The organism is Lysobacter sp. BMK333-48F3, from assembly GCF_019733395.1.
Lineage (GTDB): Bacteria > Pseudomonadota > Gammaproteobacteria > Xanthomonadales > Xanthomonadaceae > Lysobacter.
Genome location: NZ_JAIHOO010000001.1, coordinates 2,785,927 through 2,805,436 on the forward strand (window position 1 = coordinate 2,785,927; position 19,510 = coordinate 2,805,436).

Consider the following 19,510-nt stretch of genomic DNA (forward strand, 5'->3'; position numbering starts at 1 on the left):
CGTCCGCGCCTGGACTCGTCCTGGCGCGGTGTGAGGCGCGGACGGCATCGTCGCCGAGCCGTATGGCCCTGCCGATCCTGGGCCAAAGGGGCGGGGCTCAGGTCGTGAAGCGGCCTGTGCGGGCTAGCGAATCGAGTCCGTCCTGGGCCTGCTTGACCCAGGGGTGCCCCGGTCCGAGCCAGCGCAGAGCCGTATCGCGCAAGCGATGGAGGAACAGGCGTGCGCCTTCACGGTCGCCATTGCGCAGGGCGATATTGGCGCGGGTGTTGAGAATATTGCACAGCACCAGCCTGGCCCGGAGCTGGGGCAGGGCGGCTTCGACTTGCGGCGTGATCGCCGCCAGTTGCGCATCGGCCGCAGCCAGATCGCCTTCGTAATAGGAGAGCTGCGCCAGGCTGTAGAGAATGCGGAAGCGCAGGCTGTGCGAGGCGCTGAAGTAGCGCTCGCTGTCGGCAGCGACTTCGCCCATCAGCTGCCTCGCGGCGGTGCGGTCGCCGCCGATATTGCGGTTGGCCAGCTCGCGTGCGTAGTACAGCTTGGGCGTGAAGATGGGGATCTTTTGCCGGTTGGCTTCGTCGATCACCGTCGCCAACAGCGCCATGCCCTCCGCCAGCAGGCGTTGCCGTTCTTCGCTCGGTAGCGTTGTGGGCTTGCGATGCAGCAGCATTACCCCGAGGTCGGCCTGCGCGCGCAGCGCGGCTTCGTGCCTGGGGCCGTAGGCGGCGCTTAAGATCGCCACGACGCGACGCATCTCGGCCAAACGCTCGGCGTAGCTGTGCTCGGCGAGAAAGTACAGCTGGGTCGATACGCGCAAGGCTTCGGCGTACTCCGGATGCGATTCGCCGTAGCGCGCGCGCAGGATGTCTTTGCCGCGTTCGATCGAGGACCGGCAATCCTCGGGACGCTCGCCAGCGCATTGGCTGTCGGCCAGCGCCACCCAGGCGCGTCCGGTATCGGGATGGCGGTCGCCGAGCGTGCGGCGACGTTCGGCGAGCAGGCGCTGGGCCAGGTTCTGCGCTTCGGCGAACCGCTCCTGCAGGGTCAGCAGTTTGACCAGCTTTTCGCGCGCTTGATTGGCCAGCGGCGGCTGCGCGGCGGCGACGGCGATGGCGCGGCGGAAATCGGCTTCGGCCTGCGGTAGGTTCAGCAGGCGCGCATTCCAATGGCCGCGTAGGATCAACAGTTCGGCATACGGCGCCGGCGCGTTTCCAGAGGGCTCTTGCGCCAGCGCCAGCGCCGCGTCGAGCGCGGCCTGGGCGTCGCGGTGCTGCAGCAGCTCCCAATCGCTGCGCGCGATTTCGGTCAGCAGGCGCACCCGCAGCGGCCGGCTGGCCGGATCGTGGGGCACCTGGTCCAGGGCCCGCTCGGCGACGCTGCGCGCCTGGCGGTGGCGCGCCTGCAGGTTCAGCAGCGAGGCCAAGGTGGCGCGGGTTTCCAGCGAAGGCGCTCCGTCGCGATCGAGCTGGCGTGCAGCCTCGTCGGCCAGGCGGGTGGCGTTGGCGTAGTCGCCGATCACGGCATGGCTGCGCGCCAACGAGGCTAGTGCGCCGGCAAACGTGCGCGGCTGAGCCGAGAGGTCGAGCGCACGGACTTTGGTTTCGACGTCGCGCAGCAAGGCATTGGAGGAGAACGGCGTATCGCTGAGTCCGGACAGGGTCGCCGAGCCCAGGGTTTCCTCGAACAGCCGGCTTACGGCGAGAGTAGCCTGGGCTTCGCGCTCGACCCGATAGGCCTGCCACCAGGTCGCGCCGCTTCCGATCGCCGCAGTCAGCGCGGCTACGCCGGCCAGGCCCAGCGCCAGTCGATGCCGACGCAGGAAACGGCCAGCGCGGTATAGCCGGCCGGCGTCGCGCGCGCGCACCGGACGCTGCTGCAGCCAGCGCTGCAGGTCGTCGCCGAGTTCGTCCGCGCTGCGGTAGCGCTGCGCGGGATCGGCGTGCAGGCAACGTTCGACGATCGCGGCGAGGTCGCCGCTGACCTGTCGGACCAGGGCGCGGTTGCCGGGCAGGTTGCGGTTCGCGACCGTTTGCGGCGCAGCCGTGGCGGCGGCGTGGACCAGCCGTTCTGCGCTCGCGCCCGGCGACGGCGCCGCCAGCCACTGACTGGCCTGGGCCAGCAGCGAGCGCGAGGGGGCTACGCCGGTGAGCAACTGAGCGATGACCGCACCCAGCGAGTAAAGATCCGAGGCGATGCACGGCGCCGCACCGCGGAACACGATTTCCGGCGCGGTGTAGCCCGGCGTGAGCGCCAGCGGCGCGGCCTGCGTTTCCGTGCTCAGGCTCAACGGTGCGGCCAGACCGAAATCGAGCAACTGCACTCGGCCTTCCTCGGTGACCAGCAGGTTGGACGGCTTGAGATCCTGGTGCAGCACGCCCTGGGCGTGCGCATAGGCCAGTGCGTCGCAGACCTGGCCGAGCAAGGCGACGCGGTCGCGCAAGGTCTTGCCGCGGCGATCGCACCAGCGATCGATGGGTTCGCCCTCGACGTACTGCAGCGCGAACCAGGGATGGCCTTGCGGATCTACGCCGCCATCCAGCAGCGGCGTGATGTTGGGGTGCTGCAGGCGCGCCAGATGCCTGCGTTCGGCTTGCAAGGCTTCGCTCAGGCGCGGCGACGACAGTTCGGCGCGCACGCACTTTAGGGCGACGCGTTGCTCGTACTGGCGGTCGTCGCGCAGGGCCTCGTAGACGATGCCCATGCCGCCCTGGCCGATCTTGCGCACCAATCGCCACGGCCCGAGCCGGGTGCCGATGCGGTCCTCGCCTTCGCCGGGGGCGTCGTCGTCGTTGCCGGCCGGCAGCGCGCCGGTCAGGGACGGCAGCGAGCGGTCCAGCGGATGCCCATCGGCATCGGCGGCGATCATCGCCGCCAGCAAGGCATGCGCTTGCGGGTCGTCGCGGCGCGCGTCGTCGAGGAAGTGCGGCCGCCGGCGCGGCTCCAGGTCGACGTAAGTGCGGAACAGGGACAGTACGCGGGCGTCGACCGAGCTCATGCGCGCCACCGCTCAGTGCGCCGGCAAGTCCAGCGAGTCGCCCTGGCCCAGGCGGGCGATCAGGTAGCTGCGCGCGGTGCGCCATTCGCGCCGCACCCGGTCCTCGCCGAGCCCGAGCAGGGCGCCGATCTCCTTGTCGTTCAAGCCGCCGAAATAGCGCAGTTCGACGATGGACACCAGCCGTTCGTCGATCTTGCCCAGGTGGTCCAGCAGTTGGTCCATCAGCACCAGTTGCTCTATCCGCGCGCTTTCGCCGATCCGATGCTGGCCGTCGAGATCGACGAATTCGATGCCGCTGCCGCGTTTGTCGGCGACCGCCTTCTTGGTCTCGTCGAGGATCGCGTAACGCATCGCACGCGCGACCAGGGCGATCAGATGGAAGCGGCTTTCCGCCGACTCGGCGGCGCCGGCCATCTTCAGCCAGGCTTCGCTGATCAGCGAGGTCGGCGACAGCGGGGCGTGGCGCCGGCGCTGTCGCAGTTGGGCGCGGGCGAGCCGGTGCAGGTCCTGGTAGATCCGACTGTAGATCAGGTCCCAGGCGTCGCTGCGGCCGCCGCGGGCCTGGTGCAGCAGGACGGTCACCGACTCGACCGTGGTGTCCGGCAGGGACCACAAAGCTTGGGCGGCGGGCATGGACGGAGCGGTTCCAGGCTCGGGTAACGGCATTAATTGTGATTGTTATCACGAAATTGAGCCAGCCAAGGGGCCGATCGAGGCGACGAACGGGGCCGGGAGGCGGACTAGTGCAACAAAGCACATTCTTGCGTGGCGTCCGAAGCCGGTGGAGATCGTCCGTCCGCGGTTACCGTCGGCCTGCGGCGAGGCCGTCGGTGCGGCCATCGCGCTTGCGGGCGCGGCCACTTCGGTCCGCGCCGATGTCTCGCGAAACACGGCGAGGAGGCGAGCGGATTTCGTCGGCATCGAGTGCGGTCAGAACCATCGCCGAAGCGGCGTTTGACGTATGGATCGAAACAAACCGGGCGCCCTGGGCGCCTATGCCTCGATAAAACAATACGGGCGCCCGAGGGCGCCCGTAGGGAAACCGAGCCGGCGTCGTCGCCGGTGGGCTCAGATCGCTTCGAAGCGATTGGCCTCGACGTTCTTGCGCACCTTGGTCGGGTCCCAGATGCGGCCGTTCATGGCGATGTAGACGCCGGCCGGCAGCGACTGCACCGCGCCGACGGCAGTGCCGATGTTGAACTCGGCGTCGGAGCCGCGGAAACGCGCCGGATTGAGCGCGCCGGTGAGGACGATGGTCTTGCCGGGGATGGTCGCCAGGATCTTGGCGGTCTCGACCATGCTGTCGGTGCCGTGGGTGACCAGCACGTGCTGGGCGTCCTGGGCGGCGATGGTGGCGCGGATCAGCTCGCGGTCCTGTGCGGTGATGTGCAGCGAGTCCTTGCGGATGATCGGAATCACGCTGTAGCGGAACGCCACGCCGAGTTCGTCGAGGATGTGGCCGATCTGCGGTTCGCCGATCTGGTAGTCCGACTTGTCGTCGAAGTAGATCTTGTCGATCGTGCCGCCGGTGGTGACGATGCAGAGCTTGTCCATCTCGGGTGAGTCGCGTGGTCGGGAACGGATGGCGATTATAGGCCCCGGCGCGCGCCTCCGAGCCGCGCCGGCACCGTGCGGGCGCGTATCCCGGCCGCCGCCGCGCGGCGGGGTTCAGGCGCCGGTTTTATCGCCGGCTTTGCGGCCGAACCGCGCCGCCAGGCCGGGCTGGTTGGCGGCGAAGATCACCAGCAGGGCCAGGGCCAACTCGATCCAGGCGTAGCCGCGCTCGGCCGGGGACGACCAGGCCAACATCACCGCGTGGCAGAACCAGGCCAGGGCGCAGACCCCCGACCAGTACCCGGCGCGCCGGCTGCGCCGCCACACCCCCAGCGCCAGCAGCGCCGGCGGCAGCACGAACACCAGCAGCCCGGCCAGCAGGTGCCGTTGCGGCAGCAGGTACCAGAACGAGAACAGCGCGACCAGGCCGAGCAGCGCGGCCAGCAGCAGCGTCTGCGCGCGGCTGCGCGGCGCCGGAGCGTTCACCGGCTCACCTTGAGCACCAGTTCGGCGACCCGGCGGCCGAGCGCGCGCGCCAGTTGGGCCTCGTCGTCGCTGAGCTGCGGATCGTCCTGGGCGCCGGCGACGTGGCTGGCGCCGTAGGGCGTGCCGCCGCCGCGGGTGCTGCTGAGCGCCGGCTCGGTATAGGGCAGGCCGACCAGGATGCAGCCGTGGTGGAGCAGGGGCACCATCATCGTCAGCAGGGTCGATTCCTGGCCGCCGTGCTGGCTCGCGGTCGAGGTGAACACAGCCGCCGGCATGCCGACCAGGGCGCCGCTGGCCCACTGCGCGCCGAGCCCGTCCAGCCAGTGCTTGACCGGCGCGGCCATGTTGCCGAACCGGGTCGGGCTGCCGAGCACCAAGCCGGCGCACTCGGCCAGGTCGCGCGCTTCCACGTAGGGCGCGCCCTCATCCGGCACCGGCGGCGCCGCAGTCTGGGTGATCGCGGCCACCGGCGGCACGCTGCGCACGCGCGCGGCGACGCCGTCGACCTCGCCGATCCCGCGCGCGATCTGCCGCGCCAGCCGCGCCACCGAGCCGCCGCGGCTGTAATACAGCACCAGAACTTCGCTCATCGGAGTCTCCTTTGCGCCGCACAGGATACGGGAGCGGGGGCGGGCTTGGCGCTGCGGCGGCCCGGCCTGCATGCCCCGCCCACGTCCCATCGGTTACCCTGCGCCGGATGGAACCTCTGGATTCGATCTATCGCTGGAGCGAACGGGTGCGCGATCGCGCCCGGGCCGGAACCTTCTTCCGCTTCCTGGCGCGGCGCTTCCTCGACGACAACCTGTTCCAGGCCGCCGGCGCGCTGTCCTACACCACGGTGTTCGCGCTGGTGCCGCTGTCGATGGTGGTGTTCGGGGTGCTGTCGGCGTTCCCGATGTTCGGCGAATGGAGCGACCGCCTCAGCGACTACATCTTCTCCAACTTCGTGCCCTCGGCGGCGCGCTCGGTGGAGAACTACCTCAAGCAGTTCTCGGCCAACGCCGGCCAGCTCACCACCGCCGGCGTGATCGCCCTGGTGGTGTCGCTGCTGATCACCCTCAACGGGGTGGAGTCGGCGTTCAACCGGATATGGCGCATCCACTCGCCGCGGCCGCGCCTGGGCCGGTTCCTGGTGTACTGGACGGTGCTGACCCTGGGCGCGCTGCTGGCCGCGGCCAGCCTGGCGATCTCGGCGCGCTTCTTCGCCATGGACGTGTTCGCCACCCAGCCCGGGCGCTGGCTGGAGAGCCTGCTGCTGCGCACCGCGCCGATGGCGCTGGAATGGATCGCCTTCGCCGCGATCTACCGGGTGGTGCCGCACCGCACGATCAAATGGCGTCACGCCGCCGCCGGCGCGTTCCTGGCGATGGTGCTGTTCGAGCTGATCAAAAGCGGCATCGGCTTCTATCTGGGCAGCTTCGGTTCGTATTCGAAGATCTACGGCACCCTGGCCTTCGTGCCGATCTTCCTGCTGTGGATCTATCTGAGCTGGGTCGCGGTGCTGCTGGGCGCCTCGCTGGCCTCGTCGATCTCGGCGTTCCGCTACCAGCCCGCGTCGATGCGCCTGCCGCTGGGCTTCGAGATCTACGGCCTGCTGCGCCTGCTGGCGCGCTTCAACGGCGCGCGCAAGCTCGGCCGCGGCCTGCACATCGACGAGATCCAGCAACTGGAACCGATGCTGACCGACGCCCTGATCCAGCAGATGCTGGAGCAACTGGGCGAGATCAACGTGGTGCGCCGGGCCGAGAACGGCGAATGGCTGCTGGCGCGCGACCTGGATGAGCTGACCCTGGGCGAGCTGTACGAAGCCTGCAACCTGCGCATACCCATCGCCGAGGCGGTGCTGCCGTGCCGCGACGACTCGCTGGGCCAGTCGGCGATGGCGGCGATGGACGAACTGCGCGTGCCACTGCGCGCGCTGATGAAACGACGCGTGTCCAGCATCCACGCCGAACCGGAGTGACCATGAACCGACCGTACTCGCGCCCGATCCTGCTCGCCGCCGCGCTGGCGCTGGCGGCCTGCCAGCCGTCGGCGCCGCAGGGCGACAGCGCCAAGCCGGCGCCCGTTGCCTCGCCCGCACCGACTCCGGCGCCGACGCCGACGCCGACGGCCGAGCCGGCGAGCGACACGACGCAGCTGCGCATCGCCACTATCGACGGCAAGACCTTCGACCTGGCCGAGCACCGCGGGCGCTGGGTGGTGATCAACTTCTGGGCCACCTGGTGCGGCCCCTGCATCAAGGAAATGCCCGAGCTGTCGGCGCTGGACACGATGCGCGAGCACATCGACGTGGTCGGCCTGGCCTACGAGGAGATCGAGCCGGCCGACATGCAGGCCTTCCTCAAGCAGCATCCGGTCTCCTACCCGATCGCGGTGGTCGACGTGGCCTCGCCGCCGCCGGCCTTCGACACCCCGCGCGGCCTGCCGATGTCCTACCTGATCGCGCCGGACGGCAAGGTCGCCGAGAAATTCCTCGGCGCGGTCGACGCGAAGAAGATCGAAGACGCGATCGCCAAGGCCGGCGGGCCCAAGCCGGGCGAGAAGCCGGCGGCGCCGGGTGCGGCCGGCAGCCCATGAGCGCGGCGCGCTTTTTCGTCAGCGGCAAGGTGCAGGGCGTGTGGTTCCGCGCCAGCACCCGCGAGCAGGCCCAGGCCCTGGGCCTGCGCGGCTACGCCAACAACCTCGCCGATGGCCGGGTCGAGGTGCTGGCCGCCGGCGACGCCGCGGCGATCGAGCGCCTGGCGCAATGGCTAACCCACGGACCGCCGAACGCGCGCGTCGACCGCCTGCAGCGCGATCCGGCCGACGAGGCCGACGCCGGCCCCGGCTTCCTCTGCGGCTGAGCCGTTCCCGCGCCAAGCTCAAGTCGTCCTTCGTGGCGCTCGCTTTCCAAGCGGCTGTCCTCTTTAAAAAGGCAAAGCGCGGTTGTTCCTGTCCTTGCGCAACTCACCGAAAAGCAAATCCCCCGCGCTGCAGTCCGCTGTCGGCTTCGTGCATGCATCGGGCGCCGGCCCCCTTTGTCAAAGGGGGCCACGGTTGGCGCGTCGATCAACCAACCGCCGGAGCACCGGACGCGTTGCCGAGTCAAAGGGGCCACGGTTGGCGCGCCCGTCAATCTGACGGCCGGAGCAGCGAACGCATGTCGATCGCACCCGACCTAAAGTCCGCAATCTCCAGTTCCCCGCTTTTGCCGTTCCCTCCTTTGAATAAGGGTGAGAGCGTGCGCTTGCGAACGGCAGGTTCGCGCACGATCGAACGCCAGCAGGCTAGGCCTGCCGGCCGGACGGGCAGGGGTTGCTCTCGCTCCTCCTCGCAACGCCAACGTCTCGCGCCGCCGCGGGTTAGGCGCCTCTCATAACGCCCCCAGGCGCTCCATCGGCCGGCCATGGCGCCATTCCTGCTGCGCCTGCACCCGCCCGCTGCGCACCAGGTATTCGACGATCGCCCGCACCGTCACCACCGGATACTCGCCGCCGAGCCGGGTCGCGACCGAGTGATCGGTGAAGGCGATATTGTTGCCGAACAGCCCGCCGAGCACGCGCTTGGAATACGGGATGCGGATCCGGTCCGGCCGGAACCCGTCGCGTTCGGCGGCGCGGTAGGCCTGCGTGCGGTTGGCCCCGGACGCGTCCTCGGCCAAGGCCGCGCCCACGGTCTCCAGCACCCAGGCGGTGGAATTCTGATACTCGACGCTGCCTGGGCGCGCGATCAGGTTGTAGCGCGGCTGGTGCAGCGACGGCTGCGGCAGCGCGCGCAAGCGTTCGGCCAGGCGCTGCGCCAAGGCCGGCTCGAGCCAGACGATGCGCGCGTCCTGGTTGACCAGGTCGTCGGCGAAGAAATTCACCAGGCCCTGGGCGTACAGGCCGGAGCGGTCGCTGCCGCATTCGTTGAGCAGATGCACCGCGCTCCAGCGCCCGGCCGGGTGGTCGCGGACCACGAAGCCGACGTGGCTGTAAACCAGCCCCTGCGCCGACAGATCGGTGCCGACCCGCGCCACCAGCGCCAGCGGCGCGTCGCGCTGGTCCAGGGCCGCGGCGACGGTCAGGGCGGTTTGCGCCGCGGCGGCGAGCCGGTCGGCATCGAGGCTGCGGTTCTCGCAGCGGGTGCCGGCTGCGGCGGCGAACGGCTGCAGCGGCAGCGGCAGCATCGCGGCCAGCAGCACGGCGCGTAGGGCGCGATGCGGTGCGTAGGGGCTAGCGGCGAGGCTCATGTGTCGATGCGCTCGCTGTGCAGCAGGGCGCGGGCGGATTGGTTGGGCACGAAGCACAAGGCCTCGCCGGCTGCGGTGCTGATCAGCCAGCCGGCGGCGACCGCCGTGACCACCACGGCCTGGCCGACCTTGAGGCCCAGCCGCGCGGCTTGTTGCGCCGACAACGCTATGACGATCGAGGTGCCGGCGGCGACGGCCGAGACGGTGACCGCGGCGCCCTGGGCGCTGGCCTCGATCGCGGCGACCGAAAACCGCGCGCCCTGCGACAAGGCCTGGGCCGCGGCCGCCGGGACTTCCACCGAGGCCGCCAGGCTGGCCTCGGACTGACGGCTGAGGCCGTCGGATTGCACCGCCGCAAAGGCCGGCATCCCTGCCAGCGGGCCAGCGGCGGCCGAAACGGCCAGAACCAGGGGAAGCAGACGTTCGGCAATCCTTGGCATTCGCGTCTCCTCGTTCGGGACCGCGGCCAGACTCGGGCGCCGCGGCGCGGTTGGCAACAATGATCGACAAGGTGGCTCGGATTTCTATCGTCAGTAGAGTATTTTGCTACCCATGGCGCTTACTCTCGAGCTCGTCGATGCCCTCAAGCGGTTCCTGCGCGCGCAGGAGCTGACCTACCGCGACCTGGCCGGCCGGCTCAAGCTCAGCGAGGCGGCGGTCAAGCGCATGTTCTCGCGCCGGGCGATGAGCCTGCGCCGGCTGGAGCAGATCTGCGACGTGCTCGATATCGGCCTGGCCGAGCTCAGCGCCGAGGCCGCGCGCGGCCGCGCGCCGATGGCCATGCTCAGCGAGGCCCAGGAACAGGCCCTGGTCGACGACCCGGCCCTGCTGGTGGCGTTGTTTCTGACCTTGAACCGCTGGAAGCAGGCCGACGTGCAGGCGCATTTCGTCTTCGACGACGTGCGCTGGACCCAGCTGATGGTGCGCCTGGACCGGCTCGGCATCATCGAGCTGATGCCCGGCAACCGCGGCCGGCCGCTGACCGCGCGCAATTTCCGCTGGCGCGCCGACGGGCCGATGGAGCGCTATTTCCGCCACCACCTGCTCGGCGACTTCTTCGCCGATCCCTTCGACGGCGAGCAGGACGTGCTGTTGCTGCTCAGCGGCTCGCTGAGCACCGCCGGCATCCGCGAGCTCAGGCAGCGCCTGGGCGAGGTCGCGCGCGAGTTCGACGCCTTGCTGGCGCGGGACGCGGCCTTGAGCGCGCAGGAGCGGGTCGGGGTCAGCCTGGTGCTGGCGCAGAAGCCCTGGCTGCTGCAGCTGTTCCACCCGTTCCGGCGTTCGCAGGGCGACTGATCGCAGCCGTCGGGCCGATCGGCCAACCGGCTTCTCGCATTGTCCGCCTCCCTGTAGGAGCGGCGTGAGCCGCGACCAACCGCAGCGGTGTACGCCAGCGTTTCGGCCGAAGACCGGATGCGGGCTTTGGATTCGCCGAAGCGCGGCCGCAGGTCCGGGCTTCGGGAAGCGCGCTTTCGGACACCTCTTCTGTTGGTCGCGGCTCACGCCGCTCCTACAGGAAGGGCGGCGTCAATCGGCCTTCTTGCGCTTGTGGCCAGCCGCCGGAATCGGCTGCACCACGCCGTATTTTTCCGTCGACGGCTTGCCTTTCAGCTTGGGGAACTTCAGCGGCGCCGGCTCGACCCGGGTGTCGGGCAGGCGCGCGAGCAGGTCGCGGATCAGGCTCAGCCGGCCCTGGCGCTGGTCGTTGAAATCGACCAGGGTCCACGGCGCATGCTCGGTGTGGGTCGCCGCGAGCATGGCCTCGCGGGCGTGGGTGTAATCGTCGTAGTGCTTGCGCGCTTCCAGGTCGATCGGCGACAGCTTCCAGCGCTTGAGCGGATCGTCCAGGCGCTCGGCGAAGCGCTGCTCCTGCTGCTCCTGGTCGCAGCACAGCCAGTACTTGAACAACAGGATGCCGTCGTCGACCAACAGCCGCTCGAAGGTCGGCGCCTGGCGCAGGAAGGCCTGGACCTGCTCCGGCGTGGCGAAGCCCATCACCCGCTCGACCCCGGCGCGGTTGTACCAACTGCGGTCGAACAGGACGATCTCGCCGGCCGCGGGCAAATGCGGCACGTAGCGTTGGAAATACCACTGCCCGCTCTCGCGCTCGCTCGGCTTGGACAGGGCGACGATGCGGCATTGGCGCGGGTTGAGGTGATCGGACAGGGCGCCGACCACGCCGCCCTTGCCGGCGGTGTCGCGGCCTTCCAGCAGCACCGCCACGCGCCGGCCGCTGTGTTGCAGCCAGCGCGCCATCGCCACCAGTTCCAACTGCAAAGGTTCGAGCTGGGCTTCGTAGTCCTTGCGCTTGAGCGGCGCGCTCTTCGCCGGCTTGCTCATCGCGCGGCCTTCTTGGCCGCGCGCTTGCGCGGCGCGCGCGGCGGCGCGCTGCGGCGGGTGCCGGCCATGCCGGTGGCGACTTCGAGCAGGGCGCCTTGCTGGCGCGAGCTGAGCGCGCGGTAGGCGGCGAGCAGGTCGTGCTCGCCCTGGGTGCGGGCCGGGTCCAGGGTGCTGGCCAGTTCGGCCAACAAGGCGCCGGCCGGCACGCCGAAGGCGCGCGCCAGCGCGTCGAGCTGGTCCTTGCCGGGCAGCTTCTCGCCGCGCAGCCAGGCGCTGACCGTGGCCGCGCCGGCGCGCGGGATCGCGGTGGCCAGGTCGGCGACGCTCAGGCCGCTGGCCTTGGCCAGCAAACGCAGGGTCGTGTCCAACGACATGCCGATCACTCCTTCAGGCGCGGACGCAGGGTGGCGAGGTTGCACGGCTTGGTGCGCGCGTCGAGCTGGGCGCGGACGATTTTTTCCCAGGCCGTGCGGCAGGCCGAGGTCGAACCCGGCAGGCAGAACAGGAAGGTGGCGTTGGCCAGGCCGGCGAAGGCGCGCGACTGCAGGGTCGAGGTGCCGATCTCGTCGAAGCTGATCGCGCGGAACAGTTCGCCGAAACCCGGCATTTCCTTGTCCAGCAGCGGCAGCAGCGCCTCGGGCGTGGAATCGCGGCCGGTGAAGCCGGTGCCGCCGGTGACCAGGATGCCGTCGACCGCCGGATCGGCGATCCACTGCGACACCGTCGCGCGCATCCGGTAGCGGTCGTCGGGCAGCAGCGCACGCTCGGCCAGGCGATGGCCGGCCTCGGTCAGCGACTGCACCAGATAATCGCCGGAGCTGTCCTCGGCCAGGCTGCGCGTGTCCGACACGGTCAACACGCACAGGTTCAGAGCAATGAAATCGCGTTCGGCGGTCATGGGCGCAGCCTAGCGCAAACCGACGCCGGACGGGCAGTGCGGCCGGACGCAGCGGGCGAGACGCACATTTGGCATGTTCCGATACCCTGTCGCGCGCTTCGCTTGCCGGGGCGGGTGGCGCCGGAGCGGCGCCGCCGGAACGAACGCGATAATCGAGGAGATCGCTCATGGGTAATGTTTCGCTGTGTCGCGCGGCCGCCCGGCTGCTGGCACTGTTGGGCCTGTTCGGCAGCGCCACGGCCGGCGCGGCCGTGCTCGGCAACGTCGACGGCTTCTATTCGGGCGAAGGCGGCCATCCGGTCCTGTCCGGCTGGACCTGCGAGTCCGGCAATCCGGCTTCGATCCAGGTCGACGTGTTCGTCGATGCGCCCTATCCGCGCGGGCAATTCGTCGGCCGCTTCGCGGCCAACGCCGCCAGCGAGCCGGCGGTGGCCGCCAGTTGCGGCAGTTCCGGCGCGGCGCATCGTTTCGCGGTCGCGATCCAGGACCGCGACTGGGTCCAGTTCGGCGGCAAGCCGATCTACGCCTACGGTGTCGCCCCCGGCGGCAGTGCGCCGATCGGAACGCCTGGTGGCGTCGTCATGCCCGGCGGCGGCATTGCTGCGACCTGCCAGATCCAAGACCTGGCCTCGCTCAACCAGTGCGTGGCCAATCGCGCCCAGTACCAGGTATTCAATTTCAATGCCGACGTGGCTTGCACCGGCGCCGAGTGCTGCACCACCGCCGGCAGCGGCGGGGCGCTGCTGAACCTCGACTTCAGCGCCTACAAGGTGGTCCAGGGCAACGGCCACACGTTGTCGCGCTATGCGCCGCGCGCGGCCTGTCCGGCCATCAACATCAACCAATCCTCGTACGTCCGGGTCAGCGATCTGGCGATCGACGAGGACGAGAACGTGCCGGGTTGCCGGCCCGAGGACGACTGCCCCTCGGTGGCCTTGGTCAGTTCGTCCGACAATATCGACTTCCAGGGGCTGAAGGTCTATCACGGCAAGGGCTACGCGATTTATGTCTCCGGCACGCGAGTGTTCAACTTCAATCGTTCGCTGGTGGCCGACTCGGGCATCATCGGCCTCTACGTCGGCACCGTGGTCGGCGACTTCTCGGTGCCCAGCCATTACGTCACGGTTAGCGATTCGGTGTTCACCCATACCCGCACCAACGGCATCGCCTTCCAGGGCGTCTATGGCGACGCTCCCGGGCACAACCTGATCCGCGGCAACGTCCTGACCGGCAACCACTACAAGGGCATGTGGCTGGACCCTCTGGGCCGCGAGATCAACGGCGGCCAGCTCTACCTGCCCAACAGCGCGCACGTGACGGTGCAGGACAACGTGATCGGCGACGGCTTCTGCGCCACCTGCAGCAACACCGACGTCTGGGGCATGGAGCTGGGCGCCGAGGACGTGGTCCGCGACCTCGACGTCTCCGGCAACTATCTCTACAACATCAAGGGCATGGCGTTCTTCCTCAACGAGCACGGCGCGGTCGACGCCAGTTCCAGCCTGGTGTCCAACCGGGTGCTCGGCGTCAGCGTGTTCAAGAACTTCAACGTCGCCGAATCGGGCAACACCTTCTCCGATGCCGTTCCGTCGCTTAAGCGCAACGGCGATGCCAACTACGTGATTCACCGCTCGGTGTTCAACGGCTGGCACCAGGAAGCGAACACCCGCAACGAGCGCGGCGCCGTGTTCGAATCGGGCTTCGGTTTGAGCTCGCATTCCCGTCCGGGCGCGGATGGCGGACCGATCCTGCGCTGCTTCAAGAACGGCAGCGCGGCCGAGGATTTTCCGAGCCGGGATCGCAGCTGCGAGGGTATGGGCACGCTGCACAGCGTGCTGGGCTATAGCTTCGAAGCGGGCTACGTCGGCGCGCAGCCGTTCTACCGCTGCCGCTACAACCAGGACTATTTCGTGAGCTGGGATCCGGGCTGCGAAGGCCGCACCAACGAAGGCCTGCTGGGTTACGCGACCGTACGCTGAGCGCGTTCGTCACCGGCCGGAGCGTCAGCGTTCCGGCCCCTGCAACGGCGCCGGGGCCAGACCCTTGCGTTGGCGTCGCGCCATCGCCAGGGTCATCGCGGCGAAGTCGACCGCGAAGCCGTCCATGTCGAACAAGCCGCTGCTGCGGCGGCGCTCGGCCAGTTCGGCGCGCAAGGCGGCGAGGGCGGCGGGGTCGTTGCCGAGCGCGGCGGCGCGGTCGACGAAGGCCGCATCGTCGGCGAGGTTGAGCGAGTCCAGGCCGAGGTGGTGGTTGAGGCTTCCGGCCACGCGCGCGGCGAAGGTCGCGCCGGGCGCGGTCAGCACCGGGCACCCGGCCCAGATCGCGTCGGAGGCGGTGGTGTGGGCGTTGTAGGGATCGGTGTCGAGGAACAGATCGGCATGGCCCAGCCGCGCCAGGTACTCGGCCTGCGGTTGCTTGGGCATGAACACCAATCGCTCCGGCGCCACGCCCTGGGCGGCGGCGAATTCGCACAGGCGCTGGTCGGCGCGGCCCGGGCCCGACAGCAGCCACAGCACGCTGCCGGGCACGGCGCGCAACACCGCCAGCAGGCGCGCGACGCTGCGCGGGTTCAATTTGTAGCTGTTGTTGAAGCAGCAAAACACCACGCCGGTTGCGGGCAGTCCGCAGTCGGCGCGCGAGGGCATCGACGCGGGTACTCGGCGGGTGTCGGAGGGCTGGAAGCAGCGCGGCAGCCAGGCCGGGGTTTCGCTGAAATCGGCGGCCAGCGATTCGGGCAGCACGTAGCGGTCGGCGAGCACGTAGTCGATCCACGGCGCGCCGGAGGTGCCCGGATAGGCCAGCCAATTGACCTGCACCGGCGCCGGCCGCATCGCCAGCACTTCCGGCGTGCCGCCGCCGCCCCAGCCGCGCAGGTCGAACAGCACGTCGATGCCGGCGCGGCGGATGGTCGCGGCGATCTGCGCGTGCGGCTGCTGCGAGACGTCGTGCAGGGCGTCGGAGGCGGCGTGCAGGCGGCGCCGGATCGCGCTGCCGTCGTCGCGGTTGAGCGCGAACAGATGCACCGCCAGGCCGCCGCGGCGGTGCAGGGCCTCGAACAGGGCCACGGTCAGCAGGCCGGTGGGATGGGCGCCGAAACCGTTGGACAAAAAGCCGGCGCGTACCGGCGCCGCGGTCTCGCGCGCCGGCGCCGGCGGCAGCGCGCGCACCGACTGCGCGACCAGTTGCGCGCGCAAGCCGGCGCAACGGCGCTGTTCGGCGGGGCTGGCGTCTTCGCTGAGAAAGGCGAAGGGCTCGACCGAGGCGCGACCCTGCGCCACCGCGTCGCGCACCTGCTGCGACAGCGCCGGCAAATCGCGCCAATCGCACAGCTTGCGCCGCCAGGCCAGCAGATACGCCGCCAGCTGCGGCTCGCGCGGCGCCAGCGCATAGGCGCGCCCGTAGGCGCCGAGCGCGCCCTCGGCATCGCCGACGTCTTCCAGCGCATGCGCCAGCCAGACCGCGATGCCGGGATGCTGCGGCGCCGCGCGCGCCGCTTCGCCCAGGCTGGCGACGGCGTCCTCGCGCCGGCCCAGCATCCATTGCGCCCGGCCCAGCCGCGCCAGCGCCTCCGGGTGCCCGGGACGCAAGGCCAGCGCGCGCCGCGCCGCGGCCTCGCCGCTGCGCGCGTCGCCGGCATCGAGTTCGTGCTCGGCCAATACTATCCAGGCCATCGCATCGCCCGGATTGCGTTGCAGGGCCTGGCGCAGCGGCAGGCGCGGATCGTTCATCGCGGCAGTCCCGGAGCGAGGTTCAAACCGAGCTCAACGGCAGGTGGTAGCGCTGGGTGCCGTCGTAGCGCTGCCAGCCGGCCTCGTCGTACAGCGCCTGCGCCTGGCGATTGTCGTGATCGGTTTCCAGCTCCAGCCGCACCGCGCCGTCGGCGCGGGCGAAGCCGGCCGCCGCGTCGAGCAGGGCGCGGGCGACGCCGCGGCGGCGCGCATCGGCTTCGACGTAGAGATCGTTGAGCACCCACACCCGCGCCGCGCGCACCGAGGAAAACGTCGGGTAGAGCTGGACGAAGCCGGCGCCGTCGCGCCCGTCCAGGCGGGCCAGCCACAGGGCCGAATCGCCGCGCTGCAGGCGTTCGCCGATGAAGGCGCGCGAGGCCTGCGCGTCCTCGCGCCGGGTGTAGAAAAAGCGGTAGCGCTCGAACAGCGGCGCCAGCAGATCGAGGTCGTCGGGGCCGGCGCGGCGGACGGAAAGGCTCATGCGGGAGGCGGTCCGAGAAGGGAAGGCCGATTATGGCCGCAGCGCTCGCGCGGCGTCATGACCGCCGGCCGGCGATTTGTTGCGCGTTTGTAGGAGCGGCGTCCCGCGGGGATTTCCTTCGGTCATCAGCCGGGACCCACCGCCGCGGTGTGCGCGAGCGGTACGGCCGAAGATCGGGCGCCGGGCGCATGGTCGGAAAACCAACCGATCTTCCGGGCTTCGGATCGTTCGCTTTCGTGCGTCGCTGCGGTTGTCGCGGCTTGCGCCGCTCCTGCAGAGGGGGCAGATTCAATCGGCCGACAGGCGCGCCAGTTCGTCGGCCTGGTGCTCGTGGATCAGCCGGCCGATCAGCGCGTCGAGGTCGCCGGCGACGATGTTGGGCAGGTCGTACAGGGTCAGGCCCTCGACCCGGTGGTCGGTGATCCGGCCCTGCGGGAAGTTGTAGGTGCGGATGCGCTGGCTGCGGTCGCCGCTGCCGACCTGCAGGCGCCGGTCCTGGGCCTGCGCCGCCGCGGCCTTGGCCGCCGCGGCGTCGGCCAGCATCGCCTGCAGGCGCTTGAGCGCCTTGTCGCGGTTGGCGTGCTGGCTGCGTTCGGTCTGGTTCTCGACCACCGTGCCGGTCGGGACGTGGGTGATGCGGATCGCCGACTCGGTCTTGTTGACGTGCTGGCCGCCGGCGCCGGAGGAGCGGAAGGTGTCGATCTTCAGGTCGGCCGGGTTGATCTCGATCGGCTCGCCTTCCGGCTCCACCGCGATGATCGCCACCGTCGCCGCCGAGGTGTGGATGCGCCCCTGCGATTCGGTTTCCGGCACCCGCTGCACGCGGTGGGTGCCGGATTCGAACTTGAGCCGGGAATAGGCGCCGCGGCCTTCGACCCGGGCGATGATTTCCTTGTAGCCGCCGTGTTCGCCCGGGTTGGCCGATTCGATCTCGACCTTCCAGCCCTGGCGTTCGGCATAGCGCGCGTACATCCGGAACAGGTCGCCGGCGAAGATCGCCGCCTCGTCGCCGCCGGTGCCGGCGCGCACTTCCAGGTACAGGTCGCCCTCGTCGCGCGGGTCCTTGGGAATCAGGTGGGCGAGCAGCTCCACGTCCAGCCGCTGCAGCCGCTCCTGCGCCGCGCCGATTTCTTCCTCGGCCAGCTCGCGCAGTTCCGGATCGGCGCGCATCGCCTCGGCCGCGGCCAGGTCAGCCTTGGCCCGGGTTTCCTCGGCCAGCGCCAACGCCACCGGTTCGAGCTGGGCGAACTCGCGCGAGAACTTGCGGAACCGCGCGCTGTCGCCGATCACGCCGGGATCGGCGAGCAGGCGTTCGAGTTCTTCGCGGCGTTCGACGAGCGCTTCGAGCTTGCGGCGCAGGGTGGGGGTCATTGGGGTGCCGGGAATGGGGAATAGGGAATCGGGAATCGGAACGGCAGGCGCGCGACGACGCTAACGCTCGTCGGCGTCCGGCGAACCCGCTGTTTCGATTCCCGATTCCTCACTCCCCATTCCCGGCTTCAGCGCCGGAAACATCTTGTCCGCCGCCCGCGCCAGCTCCGGGTTGCCGCTCAGCGCGGCTTCGCGCAGGGCCACGGTGGGGGCGTGCAGCAGGCGGTTGGTCAGGGTGTTGGCGAGGAAGGCCAGCACCTGCGCCGGGTCCTGGCCGGCGGCCAGTTGCGCCTGGGCCTTGGCCAGCACCTCGGCGCGCGCGGCTTCGCCGTGGTCGCGCAGGCGCTTGATCGGCGCGGTGCGGGTGCTGGCGGCCAGGGTTTCGACGAAGCGCGCGACCTGCAGCTCGACGATCGCCTCGGCTTCGGTCGCCGCTTCGCGGCGGCTGCGGCGATTGTCTTCGATCGCCCGTTCCAGGTCGTCGACGGTGTACAGGAACACGTCTTCCAGGTCGGCCACGTCGGCGGCGATATCGCGCGGCACGGCCAGGTCGAGCAGCAGCATCGGCCGGTGCTTGCGTTGCGCGCGCGCGGCGGCGACGTCGGTGCGGCGCAGGATCGGTTCGCGGCTGGCGGTGGCCGACAGCACGATGTCGGCCTCGGCCAGGTGGCGGTCGAGTTCGCTCAGCGGCAGGGCGAAGCCGCCGTGGCGGCTGGCCAGGTCCTGGGCGTGGGCGAGGGTACGGTTGGCGATCAGCAGGCGCTTGGCCTTGGCCTGGACCAGGTGGCGCGCGGCCAGCTCGATGGTCTCGCCGGCGCCGATCAGCAGCACGGTCGAGTCTTCCAGGCGGGCGAAGGATTCCTGCGCCAGCCGCACCGCCGCCGAAGCCACCGAGACCGGATTGGCGCCGATGCGGGTATCGGTGCGGGCGCGCTTGGCGGTCGAGAACGCCTGCTGGAACAACCGGTCGAGCTGGCCGCCGAGGCTGCCGGCGGCGCGCGCCACTGCCCAGGCGTCCTTGACCTGGCCGAGGATCTGCGGCTCGCCGAGCACCAGCGAGTCCAGCCCGGTGGCGACCCGGAACAGGTGGCGCACCGCATCGGCGTCGCGGTGCCGGTACAGATAGGCGTGCAGGTCGCCGGCGTCGTCGGGATGGGTCGCCAACCACTCGGCCAGAGCGCTGCCGTCGTCGTCGGCGACCGCGTAGACCTCGGTGCGGTTGCAGGTCGACAGCAGGGCGACTTCGCGCACCGGGGCCAAGCCGCGCAGCGCGGCCAGCGCCGCAGGCACCGTCTCGCCCGAAAACGCCACCCGTTCGCGCAGGCTGACCGGCGCGGTCTGGTGGTTGATGCCGAGCACGAACAGGCTCATCGGCGCGCGCGGTTTCCGCTCGTCGCCGCGTCGCGCGGCATGGCCGTCGCAACGCAGCGAAAAAGTTTCATCGGTC

At 70.2% G+C, this 19,510-nt stretch carries 19 protein-coding genes; 5 read left to right on the forward strand and 14 right to left on the reverse strand.

Going from position 1 to position 19,510, the window contains the following annotated elements:
• Window positions 1-97: 97 nt before the first annotated feature.
• The 5 genes from K4L06_RS11775 to wrbA form a co-directional block, all read right to left on the reverse strand.
• Window positions 98-2,992 (reverse strand): serine/threonine-protein kinase, encoded by a 2,895-nt coding sequence (locus K4L06_RS11775; protein WP_221671563.1) that lies wholly within the window; start codon window positions 2,990-2,992, stop codon window positions 98-100.
• Between the two features lie 12 nt (window positions 2,993-3,004).
• Entirely contained in the window at window positions 3,005-3,625 is a 621-nt protein-coding gene (locus K4L06_RS11780) for an ECF-type sigma factor (protein WP_221671564.1), read from the reverse strand.
• Between the two features lie 435 nt (window positions 3,626-4,060).
• On the reverse strand, window positions 4,061-4,546 hold the full coding sequence (locus K4L06_RS11785; RefSeq protein WP_221671565.1) for an asparaginase domain-containing protein: 486 nt from the start codon (window positions 4,544-4,546) through the stop codon (window positions 4,061-4,063).
• A 114-nt stretch (window positions 4,547-4,660) separates the two neighbouring features.
• Window positions 4,661-5,032 (reverse strand): DUF2069 domain-containing protein, encoded by a 372-nt coding sequence (locus K4L06_RS11790; RefSeq protein WP_221671566.1) that lies wholly within the window; start codon window positions 5,030-5,032, stop codon window positions 4,661-4,663.
• Complete coding sequence (gene wrbA / locus K4L06_RS11795; RefSeq protein WP_221671567.1) at window positions 5,029-5,622, reverse strand: NAD(P)H:quinone oxidoreductase; 594 nt, start codon at window positions 5,620-5,622, stop codon at window positions 5,029-5,031. Before wrbA ends, K4L06_RS11790 begins: the two co-directional genes overlap by 4 nt.
• Before the next feature lie 107 nt (window positions 5,623-5,729).
• Between wrbA and K4L06_RS11800 the strand changes: the two genes are divergently transcribed.
• The 3 genes from K4L06_RS11800 to K4L06_RS11810 are packed head-to-tail and all read left to right on the forward strand — an operon-like array spanning window position 5,730 to window position 7,878.
• On the forward strand, window positions 5,730-6,995 hold the full coding sequence (locus K4L06_RS11800; RefSeq protein WP_221671568.1) for a YihY family inner membrane protein: 1,266 nt from the start codon (window positions 5,730-5,732) through the stop codon (window positions 6,993-6,995).
• Window positions 6,996-6,997: 2 nt separating this feature from the next.
• Window positions 6,998-7,612, forward strand: coding sequence for a TlpA disulfide reductase family protein (locus K4L06_RS11805; RefSeq protein ID WP_221671569.1), 615 nt, complete (start codon window positions 6,998-7,000; stop codon window positions 7,610-7,612).
• Window positions 7,609-7,878: an acylphosphatase gene (locus K4L06_RS11810; RefSeq protein ID WP_221671570.1), complete on the forward strand. Its 270-nt coding sequence runs from the start codon at window positions 7,609-7,611 to the stop codon at window positions 7,876-7,878. The genes K4L06_RS11805 and K4L06_RS11810 overlap by 4 nt, the downstream gene beginning before the upstream one ends.
• A 509-nt stretch (window positions 7,879-8,387) precedes the next feature.
• On the opposite strand, the gene K4L06_RS11815 is transcribed toward K4L06_RS11810, so the two are convergent.
• Together K4L06_RS11815 and K4L06_RS11820 are read right to left on the reverse strand one after the other, a co-directional pair.
• A complete protein-coding gene (locus K4L06_RS11815; RefSeq protein ID WP_221671571.1) occupies window positions 8,388-9,245 on the reverse strand; it encodes a DUF2145 domain-containing protein in 858 nt (285 codons plus the stop codon).
• Complete coding sequence (locus tag K4L06_RS11820) at window positions 9,242-9,595, reverse strand: hypothetical protein (RefSeq protein ID WP_221671572.1); 354 nt, start codon at window positions 9,593-9,595, stop codon at window positions 9,242-9,244. Before K4L06_RS11820 ends, K4L06_RS11815 begins: the two co-directional genes overlap by 4 nt.
• Window positions 9,596-9,797: 202 nt before the next feature.
• On the opposite strand from K4L06_RS11820, the gene K4L06_RS11825 reads away from it, so the two are divergent.
• The gene (locus tag K4L06_RS11825; protein WP_221671573.1) at window positions 9,798-10,541 is read left to right on the forward strand and encodes a helix-turn-helix transcriptional regulator; all 744 of its coding nucleotides are present in this window, start codon (window positions 9,798-9,800) and stop codon (window positions 10,539-10,541) included.
• Between the two features lie 231 nt (window positions 10,542-10,772).
• Here the strand turns inward: K4L06_RS11825 and ppk2 are convergent, their stop codons facing one another.
• Genes ppk2 through moaB form a run of 3 tightly spaced genes read right to left on the reverse strand, consistent with a single transcriptional unit; the run spans window position 10,773 to window position 12,483 of the window.
• The gene (gene ppk2 / locus K4L06_RS11830) at window positions 10,773-11,585 is read right to left on the reverse strand and encodes a polyphosphate kinase 2 (RefSeq protein ID WP_221671574.1); all 813 of its coding nucleotides are present in this window, start codon (window positions 11,583-11,585) and stop codon (window positions 10,773-10,775) included.
• Window positions 11,582-11,959, reverse strand: a complete 378-nt coding sequence (locus K4L06_RS11835) for a helix-turn-helix domain-containing protein (protein WP_221671575.1) — start codon at window positions 11,957-11,959, stop codon at window positions 11,582-11,584. Before K4L06_RS11835 ends, ppk2 begins: the two co-directional genes overlap by 4 nt.
• A 5-nt stretch (window positions 11,960-11,964) precedes the next feature.
• Window positions 11,965-12,483, reverse strand: coding sequence for a molybdenum cofactor biosynthesis protein B (gene moaB, locus K4L06_RS11840; protein ID WP_221671576.1), 519 nt, complete (start codon window positions 12,481-12,483; stop codon window positions 11,965-11,967).
• 167 nt (window positions 12,484-12,650) lie between these two features.
• Here moaB and K4L06_RS11845 point away from each other — a divergent pair, with 167 nt between their 5' ends.
• Complete coding sequence (locus K4L06_RS11845; protein WP_221671577.1) at window positions 12,651-14,462, forward strand: right-handed parallel beta-helix repeat-containing protein; 1,812 nt, start codon at window positions 12,651-12,653, stop codon at window positions 14,460-14,462.
• A gap of 24 nt (window positions 14,463-14,486) precedes the next feature.
• On the opposite strand, the gene K4L06_RS11850 is transcribed toward K4L06_RS11845, so the two are convergent.
• The 4 genes from K4L06_RS11850 to hemA form a co-directional block, all read right to left on the reverse strand.
• Window positions 14,487-16,211, reverse strand: a complete 1,725-nt coding sequence (locus K4L06_RS11850) for a tetratricopeptide repeat protein (protein ID WP_221671578.1) — start codon at window positions 16,209-16,211, stop codon at window positions 14,487-14,489.
• A gap of 22 nt (window positions 16,212-16,233) precedes the next feature.
• Complete coding sequence (locus tag K4L06_RS11855; RefSeq protein ID WP_221671579.1) at window positions 16,234-16,692, reverse strand: GNAT family N-acetyltransferase; 459 nt, start codon at window positions 16,690-16,692, stop codon at window positions 16,234-16,236.
• A gap of 288 nt (window positions 16,693-16,980) precedes the next feature.
• Window positions 16,981-18,063 (reverse strand): peptide chain release factor 1, encoded by a 1,083-nt coding sequence (gene prfA / locus K4L06_RS11860; RefSeq protein WP_221671580.1) that lies wholly within the window; start codon window positions 18,061-18,063, stop codon window positions 16,981-16,983.
• Between the two features lie 60 nt (window positions 18,064-18,123).
• Window positions 18,124-19,434, reverse strand: a complete 1,311-nt coding sequence (hemA, locus tag K4L06_RS11865) for a glutamyl-tRNA reductase (RefSeq protein WP_221671581.1) — start codon at window positions 19,432-19,434, stop codon at window positions 18,124-18,126.
• Window positions 19,435-19,510: the final 76 nt, after the last annotated feature.

Bases quoted from the DNA above. Each gene is read 5' to 3' on its own strand.
- K4L06_RS11825 (WP_221671573.1), top strand. From the start codon at position 9,798: ATGGCGCTTACTCTCGAGCTCGTCGATGCCCTCAAGCGGTTCCTGCGC.
- K4L06_RS11810 (WP_221671570.1), top strand. From the start codon at position 7,609: ATGAGCGCGGCGCGCTTTTTCGTCAGCGGCAAGGTGCAGGGCGTGTGG.
- K4L06_RS11805 (WP_221671569.1), top strand. From the start codon at position 6,998: ATGAACCGACCGTACTCGCGCCCGATCCTGCTCGCCGCCGCGCTGGCG.
- wrbA (WP_221671567.1), bottom strand. From the start codon at position 5,622: ATGAGCGAAGTTCTGGTGCTGTATTACAGCCGCGGCGGCTCGGTGGCG.
- K4L06_RS11850 (WP_221671578.1), bottom strand. From the start codon at position 16,211: ATGAACGATCCGCGCCTGCCGCTGCGCCAGGCCCTGCAACGCAATCCG.
- hemA (WP_221671581.1), bottom strand. From the start codon at position 19,434: ATGAGCCTGTTCGTGCTCGGCATCAACCACCAGACCGCGCCGGTCAGC.
- moaB (WP_221671576.1), bottom strand. From the start codon at position 12,483: ATGACCGCCGAACGCGATTTCATTGCTCTGAACCTGTGCGTGTTGACC.
- prfA (WP_221671580.1), bottom strand. From the start codon at position 18,063: ATGACCCCCACCCTGCGCCGCAAGCTCGAAGCGCTCGTCGAACGCCGC.
- K4L06_RS11775 (WP_221671563.1), bottom strand. From the start codon at position 2,992: ATGAGCTCGGTCGACGCCCGCGTACTGTCCCTGTTCCGCACTTACGTC.
- K4L06_RS11800 (WP_221671568.1), top strand. From the start codon at position 5,730: ATGGAACCTCTGGATTCGATCTATCGCTGGAGCGAACGGGTGCGCGAT.
- K4L06_RS11845 (WP_221671577.1), top strand. From the start codon at position 12,651: ATGGGTAATGTTTCGCTGTGTCGCGCGGCCGCCCGGCTGCTGGCACTG.
- K4L06_RS11855 (WP_221671579.1), bottom strand. From the start codon at position 16,692: ATGAGCCTTTCCGTCCGCCGCGCCGGCCCCGACGACCTCGATCTGCTG.
- K4L06_RS11815 (WP_221671571.1), bottom strand. From the start codon at position 9,245: ATGAGCCTCGCCGCTAGCCCCTACGCACCGCATCGCGCCCTACGCGCC.
- K4L06_RS11835 (WP_221671575.1), bottom strand. From the start codon at position 11,959: ATGTCGTTGGACACGACCCTGCGTTTGCTGGCCAAGGCCAGCGGCCTG.
- K4L06_RS11780 (WP_221671564.1), bottom strand. From the start codon at position 3,625: ATGCCCGCCGCCCAAGCTTTGTGGTCCCTGCCGGACACCACGGTCGAG.
- K4L06_RS11785 (WP_221671565.1), bottom strand. From the start codon at position 4,546: ATGGACAAGCTCTGCATCGTCACCACCGGCGGCACGATCGACAAGATC.
- ppk2 (WP_221671574.1), bottom strand. From the start codon at position 11,585: ATGAGCAAGCCGGCGAAGAGCGCGCCGCTCAAGCGCAAGGACTACGAA.